Below are 16,197 nucleotides of genomic sequence, written 5' to 3'. Positions count from 1 at the left end.
GGCACAGGGCTTGTACCGTAAAAGTACGATATATCTTTTACCTTTAAAATATGAATTCAAAACCTAATCGTTTAATCGAAGCTTCGTCGCCATATTTATTGCAACATGCCCATAACCCGGTAAACTGGTTTGAATGGGGTACTGAAGCGCTGCAAAAAGCCAAGGATGAAAATAAGCTGATCTTGGTTAGCATTGGTTATTCAGCCTGTCATTGGTGTCATGTAATGGAGAGGGAAAGCTTTGAATTGCAGGAGGTTGCTGAGGTGATGAATGCTCACTTCGTATGCATCAAAGTAGATAGGGAGGAACGCCCAGACATCGATCAAATTTATATGATGGCCATTCAATTGATGACTGGTAGTGGAGGATGGCCACTCAACTGCATATGTTTGCCGGATCAAAGACCGATATATGGGGGTACCTATTTTAGAAAGGACGACTGGATTAATGTATTATTAAGCGTGTCTAAACTATGGTCGCAGGAGCCTGAAAAGGCTTTTCAATATGCCAATCGATTGACCGATGGAATTCAGAACTCGGAGATAATTATACCGATTGAAGGGCCTAACGTATTTGTCAAAGCGGATCTTTTGGAAATTATCGAACCTTGGAAGCGACATTTTGATATGTTGGATGGTGGATATAATAAGGCTCCCAAGTTTCCACTCCCAAACAATTGGCAGTTTATGCTTCGGTATAGTAGGCTTATGGAAGATGATGCTACCCATGTTTCGGTAATGATTACGCTTGAAAAGATGGCTATGGGAGGAATTTACGATCACGTGGGTGGTGGTTTCGCAAGGTATTCAGTAGATGGACAATGGCATATTCCTCATTTCGAGAAAATGCTTTATGATAATGCACAGTTGTTAAGTCTTTATGCAGAAGCATATCAATATTCCAGAGCAGCCAGATTTAAAGAGGTAGTAGAAGAGACTGTTGCTTGGCTTGAGCGTGAGATGCTATCAAAGCAGGGGCTTTTTTATTCTGCATTAGATGCTGATAGCGAAGGTGTGGAAGGGAAGTTTTACGTTTGGGATAAAGTTGAGTTTGATGATGTGTTGGGTGATGATGCATCATTGCTACATGATTATTTTGATGTTACCGATGCCGGAAATTGGGAAGAGGAGGAGACCAATATCCTCCGGACTAAATATCCAGAAGAAGAATATGCAGAGGTTAAAGGATTGACTGTTCTTGAACTTCAGAAGAAAATAATTGAAGCCAAAAAGAAATTGCTTCGACGCAGGACTGAACGCACCAGACCTGGATTGGATGATAAATGTTTAACGGCATGGAATGCGATGACCATCAGAGGCCTTGTTGATTGTGCGCAGATTTTTGATAACGTTCATTACTATGAACTTGCGGCTACGGCGGCAAACTTCATACTAAGCGAGTTGAAAACTAATGAGGGTGGTATCTATAGGAATTTTAAGAACAACAAGAAAAGCATTCCTGGGTTTTTAGATGATTACGCTTTTTTAATTGATGCCTTATTGGGACTGTACGAAACGGATTTCGATGAACGTTGGTTAAACGAAGCAAAGAAACTTACCGCCTATGTGTTGCGTAACTTCGAAGACGTTGGGTCTCCGATGCTCTACTACACTTCTGTTGAAGGGGAAACCTTAATTGCGAGGAAGCATGAATTAATGGATAATGTGATTCCTGCCTCAAACTCTGTAATGGCGCAGAATTTGCAAAAATTAGGGTTGGTATTTGATCTTCCAGAGTTTTCTGATCGTGCCACATCTATGTTAGCCTCTGTTCATCCGCAAATAAAAAGCTATGGTTCAGCGTATTCAAATTGGGCTATACAATTGCTTTATGAATTTTTTGGAATCAATGAAATTGCAATAATCGGAGAAAACGCAAAGGAAATGAAGCGTGAGTTTAATCAAAGATATATTCCTAATAAACTTTTTTTAGCAGGAACAAATTCTGAGCTTCCATTGTTAAAAAATAAGCGAGGCTTTGAAACAAAAATTTATATTTGCAGAAATAAAGCTTGCCAATTACCCGTAACAACGGTGGATGAAGCATTACTATTGATCACTAAACAATATAATAATGAGTATTAAACCCAATACAGTAGTATCATTAACTTACGAATTGCATACGACAAATAAAGAAGGACAACAAGTTTTTATTGAGAAGGCGGATGAGGAAAATGCGTTAGTATTTCTATATGGTAAGGGAATGATGTTGCCAAAATTTGAAGAACATCTTACGGGTTTGCAGGTTGGCGATGAATATGGATTTGAACTGTCTGCAGCGGACGGTTATGGAGAGTTAGATCCTGGAGCATTTGCGGACCTTCCAAAAGATATGTTTAAAGAAGTAGACCTTCCTGCAGTTGGAGACGTAATTCCACTACAGGATAATGAAGGCAACCACTTCCAGGCGGGCGTTATCACAGTAGGTGAGGAAACAGTCTCTGTAGACTTGAACCACCCAATGGCAGGTAAAAATCTGATATTTGAGGGCAAAATTCTTTCAGTTCGTGAAGCGACTGAAGATGAGTTGAGTCATGGCCATGTTCATGGAGCAGATGGTCATGCTGGTCACTAATTGACCACTTGCTAAAAAACGCTTTGTTTAATTCTCCTCCTCGGATTTTAAAGAAAAATCCGGATGTCGGGAAATTAAACAAAGCGTTTTTTTTTGACGGTAATTGTTAGGGGTTTGGTTGGGATAGGAAGAGCAGAGTCCTTAGTTAATTATGGATGCTACCAAGGCGATTGGAGGGTTATCCATTGCGTTTCCAGCGTTTAGCTTAAGTGTTCCTTTTACTTTTACGGTTTGGTAAGTAAACTTTATCGGTTCAGTCATTTCCACCATTACCATTACGGGCACGCCATTCTTACCGCAGTAAAAGCATTGATTTATGGGTAGGGTTGAAAGCATGAATTTCGTTTGCTTCATTCCATCTTTAATTGGAACTATATAGCCTTCCAGTTCAAAACTTTTATTGGCAAATTTCTTTATGTTGTTATTATACACAGCATACATTTCTGTATCCTTTACAATCTTAAAATCTACGCTACCAACAACGTCCCAGTTATCTGAAATGATCTGATCGTCAGGATTGTGTTGGGCTTTAACAGCAAATCCTGAGAATATTAAGAGTATAAAAAAAATCTTCTTCATAAATCGTTAGTTTTTAGATAATATATTCGAAATATTCGCTCGGTAAGCTTGTATCGCAGGTATTATGGAAGCAAATATACCAATTGCCAATCCTGAAACAAAGAGGTAAATTTCAGCTTTAAGTACAACTAATCCAGTTAACTTTGCCTGATTGCTTTCTTGGTAATAACCAATAATCTGGAGGGCTAAATGTCCCAACGCAATTCCAAGAATTGTTCCTGCGATAGTTAACATGACACCTTCGGAAATGATGATGAAAAATAATTTTCCTCTGGAGGCACCGAGGGTACGCATGATAGCAAGGTCATAATTTCTCTCTTTTAGTGAATTATAAAGATTTACGAATACACTGATTGCAGCAATAAGCATGATCATTAAAGCAAACCATTTCAGGGTGTCAACACCAACTCCGATCAAAGAAAAGAGGCGTGTACTTTCTTGAGCAGGGGATGTAGCCTGCATGTTTGTCGAGCCATTTACCATTCTTGGGAACATTACTACAGACATTGGGGATCGGTATTGAATAAGAAGTGAGGTGAGCTCACGCTCTTCCTCATATTTAGGTACTTCTGCTTCATGGTGATCAGGGTCTTCATGCATTTCCCACACACTTTGCACATTGGTTAAGATTAAGTTATCTGTAACATTCCCCTGGTTCTTCAGAATCCCAGATACAATATACTTATGGCCCATGTGCACATCAGTGTTGCCAGTAAGTCCATGTGCACCGTAAAATTTGTCGCCAACTTTTAAACGCTGTTCTTTTGCAACATCGCTACCAATGGTGGTCTCAAATTCCCGAGACCATATTTCACCCTTCGCAACCCTGAGGTTATATACTTTAACGAAGTTACTATCTGTACCTACGATCCGGATACCGTTGTAGTTATCACCCAGCGCGAGTGGTACAGCGCGTTTTACGAATGGACTGTGTGCGAGTTCCATCGCTTCCTTCAGTGGTATATTCCCTGTTGGAAAGTCTACGTAATAAATGCTGCTCAATATCAATTGAAGCGGACTGCCTTTGGCACCTACTACCAGGTCGATATCTTTCGAGTTATTTTCTAGCTTATCACTAATCTGAGTTGATGCGAGGAGAAGTATCGTTAATATGCCTATACCAAAAGCGATCAGCATAACATTCAAGGCAGATGATAGCGGTTTAGACCATATGCTTTTCCAGCTAATTTTTAGTGGACTCATAGCAACTCGTATCTATGGGTGAATGCTTCCTTAACTCTATTGTCGTGCGTTGCCACGATCAGTGTAGCCTTATTCAAATTTGACTGACCCAATAGTAAATTTAGAACCGCTAACGCGTTAGCGTCATCCAGGCTGGACGTAGGTTCATCAGCAATCAGCAATGAAGGTTTATTTATTACCGCCCTTGCAATTGAAACTCTTTGAAGTTGCCCTTGACTCAGTTCATTGGGATAGGCATTTGTTTTGTCCGCAATATCTAAAGATTCCAAAACTTCAGAAATGCGTTTATGATCTTCCTGAAGGTTAGCAAAGCTTTGCGCCATTGCAAGGTTCTCTGCAATGGTTAGGCTCTTGATTAGATGAGGACGCTGGAAGACAATGCCAATATTACGGCCTCTAAATTGGTCGAGCGCTTTAGACCCCAGGTTATAGATGGAAGTATTATCTATTATAACCTCCCCATTAGTTGGTTTCAAGATACCTGTAAGAATGTGTAACAAGGTAGTTTTTCCGCTTCCAGAAGATCCAAGTAATAGCCATTGCTCAGCGGTGCTGATCTCCCAATCTTTAAACGGGATCATTTTATCAGCATTGTACCTATGTGCAACAGATTTTAGGATGATCATAAATGTAAATACTGATGAATAAAGCTATCGTGCTTAAGACGACTATATATTATTTGATTCCCCTTAAAGTAGCAAATTCTTCTGAAGTAATATATTCATCATAAGTCATCATCTTGTCTACGCCACCGTTTGGAGTAAGCTCAATGATACGCGTAGCAACAGATTCTGTCAAAGCGTGATCTCGCGAAGTAAATAATGCTGTTCCCTTAAAGTCCTTCAGGCCATTATTTAATGCGGTAATGGATTCCAGGTCGAGGTGATTGGTTGGTTCGTCTAACAACAAAAGATTAGCATGTTTCAGCATCATTTGAGAGAACATACAACGCATTTTCTCACCTCCAGATAAGACCTTAACATTTTTAAGAACTTCTTCCCCAGAGAAAAGCATTCTTCCTAAGAAACTTCTAACAAACTGTTCATCCTGATCTGTGCCAGAGTATTCACGAAGCCAATCCACCAAGTTCTCATCCTTGTTTTCAAAGTATTGAGAGTTGTCATTAGGAATGTCGGCAATGTTGATGGTAACGCCAAATTTGAAATTACCAGTATAATTTTTTTCTCTTCCGCTTAAAATATTGTAGAATGCAGTGGTAGCCAGACTATTTTGTGAAAGAACCGCGATCTTATCACCTTTGTTAACCATGAAACTGACGTTTTTAAACATGACCTCCCCATTCATAGTACAAGATAAGTTCTCCACCTGAAGTATTTGATCACCAGCTTCCCTTCCTAGATTGTTGAATAGGATAGCTGGATATTTGCGACTTGAGGCCTTAATTTCTGAAATATCAATTTTATCTAGTGCTTTTTTACGCGAAGTCGCCTGTTTTGACTTGGAAGCATTTGCGCTAAAGCGTTGAATAAATTCCTGAAGTTCTTTTACTTTCTCTTCTAGTTTTTTATTCTGATCGCCTCTTTGTTTAAGCGCTAACTGACTTGACTCATACCAGAATGTATAGTTACCAGAGTAAATACTCATCTTTGCGAAATCAATATCTACGATGTGCGTACAAACCGCATCCAGAAAATGCCTATCGTGAGATACAACTAAAACGATACTTTGATAATCAGCCAAAAAGTTCTCTAACCAAGCGATGGTGTCAATGTCCAAATCATTGGTAGGCTCATCCAGTAAAAGGATATCCGGATTACCAAATAAAGCCTGTGCTAGGAGTACACGCACTTTTTGATTACCATCTAGCTCTTTCAATTGCTTGTAGTGATGCTCCTCTTTTATGCCGAGACTGCTTAACATAGTTGCTGCGTTGCTTTCCATGTTCCATCCATCCATTTCAGCAAACCTGTTTTCCAGCTCTCCTGCACGTTCACCGTCTTTGTCAGAAAAATCCTCTTTCAAGTATATTGCGTCTTTTTCTTTCATGATGTCGTACAAATCCCTGTGCCCCATCATGACTGTTTCAATTACTGTAAATTCATCAAACTCGTAGTGATTTTGGTTCAGTACAGCCATTCGCTCACCTGGAGTAAAGGCAACGGTTCCAGACGTTTGGTTCACGTCACCTGAAAGTATTTTGAGAAATGTAGACTTACCAGCACCATTCGCGCCAATTACGCCATAGCAATTTCCTTGGTTAAATTTTAGGTTGACATCTTCAAATAAGGTGCGTTTTCCGTAACGGAGTGATAGGTTAGATACTGAAATCATATATTGCAAATAAGCCGCAAAGGTAAGTATTATTTATAGATTGATTTAAACAGTTACTCATTAGTTTTATGCTTAAATTAAACAAATGGATAAAGAATAACTAATCCATCTGAATAAGCTTTTTATATCCTTGCCACTTACGAAAAATCAATCGGTAATGAGTTATTATTAAAAAATGGTTTCTTTGCTAAGTGATAAAAAAGTTAGCCCAATTTATCGGTCTGAAGTAACTAAAATTGATCTTGATATAAGGATGGAAGTACTATTCCGTTGCTCAACTCCATCCTAAAAAGCTACCTGAGTGGGAAGAAATTGCCTCTTTGGCGTGCGCCGTACAAAATATGGCATTTAAAGCAGAAGCTTTGAACGTTTACGGCTTATTGGAGTTCGCCCGAAATAATTGCAGAATTGAAGGATTATCTTAACTTAGGGGAACAAGAAAAATGTTTCGGCTTGTTTCACATGGGGTATCATAATCAGAAAACGAAAACAGCGACACAGACGCCCATTGATAAAAAGATCAAATGGATAGACATATAAGTTATGCAAGTAATTAAAAATCAACTATATCAACAAAGCTTAACCTTTATTGAACAAAGAATTCAAACCGCTGAAACAGCATTACAACAAGCCAGGGAAGCTAGTAACGATGACACAAAGAGCAGCGCTGGAGACAAATACGAAACCAGCAGAGAAATGCTGCAGCAGGATATTGACAGGAATAAACGTTTGTTAATAGATGCTCAAGACAATTTGCGTGTATTACAATCAATAGATTCATCAATTAAATCAGAGAACGTAATCCACGGAAGCTACGTGATCACCAATCAAGGCTCCTTCTATATAAGTGTTAGCGCCGGTCAGCTGCACATTGGTGATAAAACAATCTTTGCAATTTCGCCCGCATCGCCAATCGGTAAATTGCTCCTGGATAAGAAAAAAGGGAGCGGATTCGAATTCAATGGTAAAAAATACCAGATCGAAAGCATTGAGTAAAAAAAAACAGCTTAAAAGCTGTTTTTAATACTATTGCTAAGCGTTTTCGGACTCCAATATCCGCTTGCTATAATTCTTCGTATGGTGAACAAGGGTTCATTTTCATCACGCTTTGTAGATAGCGCAAAAGCCATCTTGAATCCTCTTTTCTTTAGTTCCGGAATTCCTTCTGCATTCCACAATCCAAACGGATAGGCAAACTCAGTCATTTTTTTGCCAGTGATCTCCTCTAACTTTTTAGTAGGCTTATCAAGTTGTTCTTCCCAGTCTTTACCAGTATACTTTTTAAAGTTTTTATGGTCGTAAGTGTGGCTTCCTATTACATTTCCGGCGTCTGAAAGCGCTTTTATTTGTTCTTTGCTCATGTAATCCACGAACTTCCCTTTTCGACCAATGGATACAGTCATGATAAAATACACTGCTTTAAAACCATATTTCTTTAAAGTTGGCGCTGCCACGGTGAATTGATCCATATCTGTATCATCAAATGTGAACATTATTGGTTTACTTGGCAAAGAAGCTCCCGTATTCAAATAGGCATACAATTGATCTGGAAGGATAGAATGATATCCGCTATCAGCAAGCATCTTAACTTGATCCTTGAAATTCTGTTCTTCGACAATATAATCCTTACCGACTTTGCCATCTGTAGGCTTCCAATTCCTAATCTGATGATAGCAAAGGATAGGTACTTGTTTGCGGGCAAGAACAGTTTTGGGATTCGCTACTTTAATTTTGTTGACATCAATCTTGTCAGTTGTTGATGTTTGTTCAACTGTCTTGCCATTTTCATTCTCTGAAGAAACTGTTGTAGAATCTTTTTTGTCTCCGGAAACGTTACTTGTTTCTGATTTTGATTGGCATCCGGTAGTGATAATTACCGCTGCGGTGAATAAGAATAATAGGTATTGCTTCATTTAGAAATATTTTGCTGCAAAACTATAAAATCAACTGATCATATGATACAATAGCTATCATTTTTATTACAATTAATATCCCTGCAAGAATATTTTAATCAATAATTTAGGCAGCTAATTTATTAACATTATGAAGAGACTTTACATTCTATTTTTTTTGATTTCGTTTGTTTGTTTTAATGCTTTATCACAGGTTAAAACCTACACAATGTCGGAGGTTGTTCCACTATCTCCAAAAGCAAATTACCAGCTGGCTTCCAGATTCTCTCCCAATAAAGTTAAAAAAATGGTATATTCTACTGCAGTAGATCCTCATTGGTTGAAAACCAGCAATCGTTTTTGGTATGAATATGAAACTCCGAATGGTAGAGAATGGTATATGGTAGATCCAGTTGCTAAAAACAAACAGAAAATATTTGATAATGCTAAACTGGCCGCAGAGATTACAACAATTATCAGAGATCCATTCGATGCACAACATTTGCCATTGATGACTTTAAAGTTTTCTGCTGATGAGAGAAGCTTGACCTTTGAGATTCTAAGCACAATAGACGAGTTGAAGAAGGATCGTAAGGACAAGAAAGCTGCAGATTCTTTGCAGAAAAAAATCTTCAATTTCAATTATGTTATTGCGACTCAAAAGTTAACCGAAGTCCCAAATTTTACTAAGCCAAAGGCAAAACCTATTTGGGGTTCGGTTGCGCCCGATTCATCAGCAATCATATTCTCTAGAAATTACAACCTGTACTGGATGGATAAGGAGAATTATAAAAAAGCAGTTAAAAATGAAGAAGATAGTACTATTGTTGAACAACAACTAACTAAAGACGGTGTTAAGTTTTATGCGTACGGAAGTGACGGAGATGGCGAAAATAATGAAGAAGAAATAAAAAATATTAAAAAAAGGAAAAGAGCATATGTGTTATGGTCTCCGAATTCTAAATACTTCGTACTTGATCGCACGGATTCAAGAAAGGTAAAAGACCTTTGGGTAATCAATAACGTTGCTGTTGGGCGTCCAACTTTAGAGAGCTATAAATATCAAATGCCTGGTGAAAAGGAATCACCTATAGATGAGCTTCTACTATTCAATTTTGGTGCTAAGACATTTAAAAAGCTCGATGTCTCAGCATTCAAAGATCAGTCCGTTTCTGTATGGTCCGCTCCATCGTTAAATAAAGATAGAGATAATGAATTCAGGCCATCTTTGTGGTTAGGAGATAATAGCAAGATATATTTCTCCCGCACTAGCAGAGACTTGAAAAGAATTGATGTCTGCAGCATAGACATAGCTACCGAAAAAGTTACGCCTGTAATAGATGAGCGCTTCAACACTTACGTAGAAATTTCGCGTCCGGGATTGGTAAATGGAGGAAATGAATTAATCCATTGGTCGGAAAGGGATGGATGGGGTCATTTTTATCTGTTTGATAAAACGGGAAAAATGAAGAACCAGATCACTAAAGGCTCTTTTCATACTGAAAACATCGTTAACGTTGATCAAAAAAACCGCATCCTTTATTTTACTGCAAATGGCAGAGAAGATAAAGAAGATCCATACTATTACCATTTATACAAGATCAACTTTGACGGAACAGGTATGAAATTGCTCGATGCTGGCAATTTTGACCATGCAATTAGTATGAATGATGAAGCAAAGTTCTTTGTAGACAATTCATCAAGAGTGAATACTGCGCCCAGGTCTGTACTGTTAGACAATACTGGAAAGGTAGTTATGAATCTTGAAACTACAGATCTTAGTCTTTTGATAGCGAGTGGCTACAAATTTCCAGAACCATTTAAGGTTAAGGCTGATGATGGGGTAACTGATATCTATGGTGTAATGTATAAGCCATTTGATTTCGACCCAAATAAAAAATATCCAATAATTGAATATGTTTATCCTGGGCCGCAAACTGAGTCTGTGAATAAGTCATTCACAAAAAGCATGGACAACACTGATCGCCTTGCCCAATTAGGTTACGTCGTTATCTCGGTAGGTAATAGAGGTGGTAATCCTGCAAGATCAAAGTGGTACCATACTTTTGGATATGGAAACCTTCGTGACTATGGATTGGCTGATAAAAAGGCCGCTATTGAACAACTGGCGGATAAGTATAAATTCATTGATGCTACCAAGGTGGGTATTACAGGACATTCTGGTGGTGGATTTATGTCTACAGCTGCAATGCTAGTATATCCTGATTTCTTTAAGGTGGCGGTTTCAAAAGCAGGTAATCATGACAATAGTATCTATAACAGATGGTGGAGTGAGAAACATCATGGTGTTAAAGAGATCATTTCAGCAAAGGGCGATACAACTTTTACGTATGACATTGATAAGAACCCCCAAATTGCAAAAAATCTTAAAGGACATTTGATGATCATGACCGGTGATATCGACAATAATGTGCATCCGGCCAATACCATTAGATTGGCAAATGCGTTGATGAAGGAAGGAAAACGATTTGAGTTTGTGATTTTACCGGGTCAGCGTCATGGCTTTGGTGACCTTACGGAGTATGCTTTCTGGAAGCTGGCTGACCATTTCAATAAGTACCTTATCGGAGACTTCGAAACGCCAGACCAGGTTGACATGATCGAAATAGATCGCGAGCTTGAAAGAAAAAAATAATTTCTTGTTTAAAAAAAAGCTTTATATTATAAAACCTTTACACCTAAAATATATGTTATCTAAAACATGAGACTATTAATAGAACGAAAACCAGTAAAAGTATATCCCGATCCTAAAAGGGTAATAGCAAGATTTTTTTTCAACGGAGATCAAAGAGCAATAGATGTAGTTAAACATGTAATGAGTCTGAGCGACGTTGAAGTTTTTGGAATCATTTCTCCACTTCTTCAAGAATATTCAAAGAGACACCGTAATATCACAAAAATACTCACCCGGCACTGCAAAAAAGTAAAGCACTGTATTGAGGATGCCGGATTTGATTATGAGGATCTGGAAAAATACCACAGGCTATTGATTGGTTCGTACTTCACACATGAATACTCTATTGAATCGGCGGCTTTCTTCAACCCTTCTATTGTTGACGACCCCGATCAGTCAGATCTTGTGGAGGGCGAACGCAGGGTTATAATCAGCTTCCGGGCCGTGGGAGAGGGGCACATTTCTTCCGTAGTATTCAGGAGAGCATTAATCGATCGCAATAATGATATTACTGTAATACCTGCCGGAAACTATATCGACGAGGCTGAAGTAATAAAGAATGCTGTTTACAATAAAAAGCTATTTCTAAAGAAGGGAGCTGATTCAAAAATTCAAGTAGAAGTGCTGGATGAAGTGGGCGTACAGTTAGAAGATAAGTTTGACTATGCTACACTCCGCAAGATTATTTTGGATTCTAAAAATCTTCAGGAAGAAGACATGAAGAAGCTGGAATACGATAAAATCCTGTGGCTGTCTGATACCTACCATGAAATCAGTTTTTCCAGGGATACTGACATCTCAGACCGGGTAATTTTCCCTATATCGGAGTTCGAACGTAAGGGTATTGAAGATGCCAGGTTTGTTCGTTTTGTGAAAGAAGACGGTTCCATAGTATACTACGCTACCTACACGGCATTTGACGGTGCTATGATCATGCCTAAACTATTACAAACTACCGATTTTTATGATTTCAAGATTAGTCCCTTACATGGTGTAGGAGCACAAAACAAGAACCTGGCGCTTTTCCCACGTAAAATCAACGGCAAATACGCGATGATGTCAAGAATTGATGGTTGTAACAATTATCTAATGTATTCTGATAAATTAACCGTCTGGGACAACCCTGTTAAGCTACAAACCCCTAAGTACCCTTGGGAGTTTATTCAAATCGGTAACTGTGGCTCGCCAATTGAAACAGAAGCAGGCTGGCTTGTGATCACTCATGGAGTAGGACCAATGCGCCGGTATTGCTTAGGAGCTAGTCTTTTTGATCTGGATGATCCATCTATCGAAATTGGAAGGTTAAGAGAACCCTTGGTCATTCCAAATAATGATGAGCGGGAAGGATATGTACCGAATGTATTGTATTCCTGTGGTTCCATTATTCACAATGGTGAATTGATTATTCCCTATGGCTTATCAGACTATTGCTCATCTTTTGCAGGCGTAGCGCTTGATGTATTATTAGAAAGGCTTAAAAATCCAGACGGCTTATAAAGAAAGCCGTCCTACAATATTTTATGGTAGAGGGCGATGTAGTCTTCTACCATTTTTCTTTGAGAGAATCTTTCCATCGCCCAGTTTCTACAAGTCAGCCTTTCAATCCCTGGCAAATCTTGCACAGCATTAGCCGCTTCCTCCACATTATTAACAAGGAAACCAGTTTGTCCGTCATTGATCAATTCAGGCATAGAACCTTTGTTGAATGCAATAACGGGTGTGCCGCATAGCATAGCTTCTGCAACACTTAATCCAAATGGTTCTTCAAAGCTAATTGGATGCAATAATGCGAGCGCATTACGTAATAATTCGTTCCTTTTCTCCGGTCCGGCAGAGCCGATAAATTCAATATCGCCTTTCAAAAAAGGCTCGACTTTCTCTCTAAAGTATTCTGAATCTTGAACTATGCCTGCAATGATCAATTTCCTATTTGTTTTCAGCGCAATTTGTATGGCTTCTGCAGTTCCTTTGTCTGGATGTATCCGACCAAAAAATAATAGATAATCATCCGGTTGATCATTAAAATCGAAGCCCTTAGTATTCAGTCCATTGTAAACAGTTGCCATATAAGATAAAGAGGAGTGTCTGTTTGAATTGCTGATAGAAACATAGTTCCCTATGGCATTATATTTCTGATAAACCCTTAAAATCTTTTCTGAAGAAAAGCCGTGAATGGTAGTAATCAGCGGAGTTTTAATAAGTCCACTATAACTCAATGGTAGAAAGTCGTAATGATTATGAATGATGTCAAAGTCTCCGGCTTTTTCCATTAGATTGCTGATGTGGAGACATTCTACAACTTTGGCATCCTGATTCCGGTCTTCTTCATATCCGATCTTTATCACTGAATCCAAATTCCCATCTGTTATAGAATCGCCAGTGGCGAAAAGCGTAACATCTAACCCATTATTTACCAACCCTTCCGTCAGGTTTGATGCCATTTGTTCCCAAGGACCGTAGTGGCGTGGAGGGGTTCTCCACGCTACCGGTGCCAATACTGCTATCTTCATCAAACTAAAATGCCTGCTTTTGTGATGTTGTGAGGTCGCTACTTTGGATAAACTCATATTCAAATTCCATGGCTTTCAGTACTACCAAATGGGATATCCAATAAGCCAGAGTACTTTCTGCACCTTGATTTCGGTTTATCCCATAAGTTTGTAAGCCGTCTGCACATCCTTTTGTCTCATGGTCAAACAATGGAATCCGAAGTACGTTTTCTCCAAGGAACCATTGATAAGACACATACATCTGCTTAATATACGTCTTGTCATGGGTGATCTCGTAGGCTTTGAAATACATCAAAACCATTGCCATCGTTTCAATTGCTTGTTGATCGTATATAGCCATCTCAGGACCGTCTTTAAATAGCCAGCCATCATTTCCAACAGGATTCAAATACCCACTGATCAGCGTCTTTTGAGTCAAGTATTCCATACTTTCGAAAGCGATGTCGTATGCTTCCTGATTTTTGCTAATTTCATAGTAGCTCATCAATGCCAAAGGAAGAATGGCATTATCGTAAGTCATTTTCTCTTCGAACCAGTGCCAATGCCCTTCTTTATTTTTCCTGTAAGCTGCCTTTAAAGGCTCAGCTAACTTATCAAGTTGATCTTTAATGTGCTCATCTCCCGGATGGGCTTTTATGAAATGTGTTAAGCCAATTATCGTATTTCCCAAGCCCCTAAGATGCTTCAAATCCTTAAAATGCGGAACCGATCTTAAAAACAACTCTTTTGCAAATTCCCTATAAGAGTTGTTTGGAGCATTATTGATAAGGTAACCCAGCGACCATATCGTTCTTCCAAAAGAATCTTCTGTGCCTACCTCATCCAGATATTCTCTTCTAAAACTTAAAAAGTTTCGGAAATTTCCGTTGTCACACTGCATGTATTGAATGTAGCTCAAATAAATTGGCAGAAGATCCAGCGCTACTTTACTCTTGTTCTGCTGATAAGCAAGTATTGTCAAAATCAAAGCTCTGGCGTTATCATCAACGCAATAACCCTCTTTCAAATTTGGGATACCATACTTAGCATGCTGAACAATACCAGTATCGTCGGTCAATCGTTGGATATGAGCCAAATTGAAAGCAGGCATGATATCTGGATCAATAATTGGCTTACCTCCTATTTCCTTTTCTGAAAGATATTTGTCAATTGCTTCATTAAGAACATCTACAAAAACATCTCCTGTACTTGGCCAACGAAGGTGTAACCCATACTCGTAGGCATTCGCTTTTAACAGTTTAAGTTTGTCTTCATCCGCAAAAAGTTCATTTACAATTTCAGCCAATTGATCAGATTTTCTAAAGTCGAACAACTTTCCACGGTGGTCTGAAAGTAATTCCTGCGCATGCCAGTATGGGGTTGAAACTACAGCTGCACCGGCTCCAACTGCATAAGAAAGTGTGCCGCTCGTTATTTGTGCTTCATTTAAATAAGGTGTGATATACATATCACAAGCTGTTAAATAGTCGTAAAGCTCTTCTTCAGAAACAAATTTATTTATGAATGTGAGGTTTTCTTCAACATTTAAATTTTTAGCCAGTCTTTTTAAACTGTCTCTATATTCCTCGCCAGAATTTCTGATTACACCGGGATGCGTAGTTCCCAAAATAACATACATCACATTTGGGTTCTTCGCTACAATGGCAGGAAGTGCTTCAATAACAGTCTCTAAACCTTTGTTTCGGCTAATCAAACCGAAAGTAAACAATACCTTTTTTCCTTTGAAAGCAATAGAGTTCTTTATCGGGTTGTTTTCCTTTGGCTCAAGATCAGGAACACCGTGTTCAATAAGTTGGATTTTGTGATAAGGTATGCCATATATCTCAATAAGAAAACCGACAGCACGGTGGCTCATCACCACAATTCTTGAGGAGTATTTCGCAATCTCACGCAAAACAGTCAATTGCATGTGGTTCGGATCTTTTAAGATCGTATGGAAAATGGTGATTAATGGTTTCTGCAACCGCGCTATCAGGGGAAGGATGTAAACACCGCTTTCTCCGCCGTAGATTCCATATTCATGTTCTAATATACAAGCATCAGCTATACTGGTATTGATATAATCCGCTGCACGGATATAGTCTTTTTGATTCTCTTGTCTGATTACATGTTTTACCTCTTTTGGATACTCGTAATCATCAAGCGAATCAGCATCGTTCATGGCAACAACAAAACTTTCTTCGGAAACAGCATTTTTATTAAAGCCTATGGCTTTGAGGAGATTATGATTAAAAGTTGCAATACCACATTCGCGTGGAGGGTAAGAGGATATGTAAGCGATTTTCATGATTTATAAGTGTCTTATTAATACAACAAAAAAAACGGACGAATGTTCTCAATTCGGGTGCTTTGGCAACAATAATTGCTGCGTGGTTAAACAAAATTAACATTTAAATTAAAACTGTTTAATATTTAACAAAAGAGGAAGGTGGGATTTCTTAATAGTAAGAAT

Annotated in this window: 12 protein-coding genes; 5 read left to right on the top strand and 7 right to left on the bottom strand. The window is 38.6% G+C overall.

The features are described 5' to 3' along the window. Window positions 1-50: 50 nt before the first annotated feature. On the top strand, window positions 51-2,084 hold the full coding sequence (locus tag ACHFIZ_RS04395) for a thioredoxin domain-containing protein (RefSeq protein WP_410883240.1): 2,034 nt from the start codon (window positions 51-53) through the stop codon (window positions 2,082-2,084). Next, window positions 2,074-2,574: an FKBP-type peptidyl-prolyl cis-trans isomerase gene (locus ACHFIZ_RS04390; protein ID WP_410883238.1), complete on the top strand. Its 501-nt coding sequence runs from the start codon at window positions 2,074-2,076 to the stop codon at window positions 2,572-2,574. The genes ACHFIZ_RS04395 and ACHFIZ_RS04390 overlap by 11 nt, the downstream gene beginning before the upstream one ends. A 141-nt stretch (window positions 2,575-2,715) precedes the next feature. Here the strand turns inward: ACHFIZ_RS04390 and ACHFIZ_RS04385 are convergent, their stop codons facing one another. Genes ACHFIZ_RS04385 through ACHFIZ_RS04370 form a run of 4 tightly spaced genes read right to left on the bottom strand, consistent with a single transcriptional unit; the run spans window position 2,716 to window position 6,648 of the window. Next, the gene (locus ACHFIZ_RS04385) at window positions 2,716-3,153 is read right to left on the bottom strand and encodes a hypothetical protein (RefSeq protein WP_410883236.1); all 438 of its coding nucleotides are present in this window, start codon (window positions 3,151-3,153) and stop codon (window positions 2,716-2,718) included. Between the two features lie 6 nt (window positions 3,154-3,159). Then, window positions 3,160-4,356, bottom strand: a complete 1,197-nt coding sequence (locus ACHFIZ_RS04380) for an ABC transporter permease (protein WP_410883234.1) — start codon at window positions 4,354-4,356, stop codon at window positions 3,160-3,162. Then, entirely contained in the window at window positions 4,353-4,982 is a 630-nt protein-coding gene (locus ACHFIZ_RS04375) for an ABC transporter ATP-binding protein (RefSeq protein ID WP_410883232.1), read from the bottom strand. Before ACHFIZ_RS04375 ends, ACHFIZ_RS04380 begins: the two co-directional genes overlap by 4 nt. A gap of 49 nt (window positions 4,983-5,031) precedes the next feature. Continuing rightward, a complete protein-coding gene (locus ACHFIZ_RS04370) occupies window positions 5,032-6,648 on the bottom strand; it encodes an ABC-F family ATP-binding cassette domain-containing protein (protein ID WP_410883230.1) in 1,617 nt (538 codons plus the stop codon). 543 nt (window positions 6,649-7,191) lie between these two features. Between ACHFIZ_RS04370 and ACHFIZ_RS04365 the strand changes: the two genes are divergently transcribed. Beyond that, a complete protein-coding gene (locus ACHFIZ_RS04365) occupies window positions 7,192-7,644 on the top strand; it encodes a 3-oxoacyl-ACP synthase (protein ID WP_410883228.1) in 453 nt (150 codons plus the stop codon). Between the two features lie 11 nt (window positions 7,645-7,655). Here the strand turns inward: ACHFIZ_RS04365 and ACHFIZ_RS04360 are convergent, their stop codons facing one another. Beyond that, a complete protein-coding gene (locus tag ACHFIZ_RS04360) occupies window positions 7,656-8,561 on the bottom strand; it encodes a polysaccharide deacetylase family protein (protein WP_410883226.1) in 906 nt (301 codons plus the stop codon). Between the two features lie 208 nt (window positions 8,562-8,769). On the opposite strand from ACHFIZ_RS04360, the gene ACHFIZ_RS04355 reads away from it, so the two are divergent. Together ACHFIZ_RS04355 and ACHFIZ_RS04350 are read left to right on the top strand one after the other, a co-directional pair. Further along, complete coding sequence (locus tag ACHFIZ_RS04355) at window positions 8,770-11,196, top strand: DPP IV N-terminal domain-containing protein (RefSeq protein WP_410883224.1); 2,427 nt, start codon at window positions 8,770-8,772, stop codon at window positions 11,194-11,196. Window positions 11,197-11,262: 66 nt separating this feature from the next. After that, on the top strand, window positions 11,263-12,732 hold the full coding sequence (locus tag ACHFIZ_RS04350) for a glycoside hydrolase family 130 protein (protein WP_410883223.1): 1,470 nt from the start codon (window positions 11,263-11,265) through the stop codon (window positions 12,730-12,732). 11 nt (window positions 12,733-12,743) lie between these two features. On the opposite strand, the gene ACHFIZ_RS04345 is transcribed toward ACHFIZ_RS04350, so the two are convergent. Continuing rightward, window positions 12,744-13,802 carry a glycosyltransferase family 4 protein gene (locus tag ACHFIZ_RS04345; RefSeq protein WP_410883221.1) on the bottom strand — a complete coding sequence of 353 codons (1,059 nt, stop codon included), beginning with the start codon at window positions 13,800-13,802 and terminating at the stop codon, window positions 12,744-12,746. Next, a complete protein-coding gene (locus ACHFIZ_RS04340; protein WP_410883219.1) occupies window positions 13,750-16,032 on the bottom strand; it encodes a glycosyltransferase in 2,283 nt (760 codons plus the stop codon). Before ACHFIZ_RS04340 ends, ACHFIZ_RS04345 begins: the two co-directional genes overlap by 53 nt. Between the last annotated feature and the right edge of the window lie 165 nt (window positions 16,033-16,197).

The sequence above is a fragment of the Pedobacter sp. JCM 36344 genome (assembly GCF_046546555.1).
GTDB lineage: Bacteria > Bacteroidota > Bacteroidia > Sphingobacteriales > Sphingobacteriaceae > Pedobacter.
Note: the sequence above shows the minus strand (reverse complement) of the source record. Positions and strands in the feature narration are given on the sequence as shown.

Bases quoted from the DNA above. Each gene is read 5' to 3' on its own strand.
- ACHFIZ_RS04360 (WP_410883226.1), bottom strand. From the start codon at position 8,561: ATGAAGCAATACCTATTATTCTTATTCACCGCAGCGGTAATTATCACT.
- ACHFIZ_RS04380 (WP_410883234.1), bottom strand. From the start codon at position 4,356: ATGAGTCCACTAAAAATTAGCTGGAAAAGCATATGGTCTAAACCGCTA.
- ACHFIZ_RS04345 (WP_410883221.1), bottom strand. From the start codon at position 13,802: ATGAGTTTATCCAAAGTAGCGACCTCACAACATCACAAAAGCAGGCAT.
- ACHFIZ_RS04355 (WP_410883224.1), top strand. From the start codon at position 8,770: ATGTCGGAGGTTGTTCCACTATCTCCAAAAGCAAATTACCAGCTGGCT.
- ACHFIZ_RS04370 (WP_410883230.1), bottom strand. From the start codon at position 6,648: ATGATTTCAGTATCTAACCTATCACTCCGTTACGGAAAACGCACCTTA.
- ACHFIZ_RS04340 (WP_410883219.1), bottom strand. From the start codon at position 16,032: ATGAAAATCGCTTACATATCCTCTTACCCTCCACGCGAATGTGGTATT.
- ACHFIZ_RS04365 (WP_410883228.1), top strand. From the start codon at position 7,192: ATGCAAGTAATTAAAAATCAACTATATCAACAAAGCTTAACCTTTATT.
- ACHFIZ_RS04395 (WP_410883240.1), top strand. From the start codon at position 51: ATGAATTCAAAACCTAATCGTTTAATCGAAGCTTCGTCGCCATATTTA.
- ACHFIZ_RS04385 (WP_410883236.1), bottom strand. From the start codon at position 3,153: ATGAAGAAGATTTTTTTTATACTCTTAATATTCTCAGGATTTGCTGTT.
- ACHFIZ_RS04390 (WP_410883238.1), top strand. From the start codon at position 2,074: ATGAGTATTAAACCCAATACAGTAGTATCATTAACTTACGAATTGCAT.
- ACHFIZ_RS04375 (WP_410883232.1), bottom strand. From the start codon at position 4,982: ATGATCATCCTAAAATCTGTTGCACATAGGTACAATGCTGATAAAATG.
- ACHFIZ_RS04350 (WP_410883223.1), top strand. From the start codon at position 11,263: ATGAGACTATTAATAGAACGAAAACCAGTAAAAGTATATCCCGATCCT.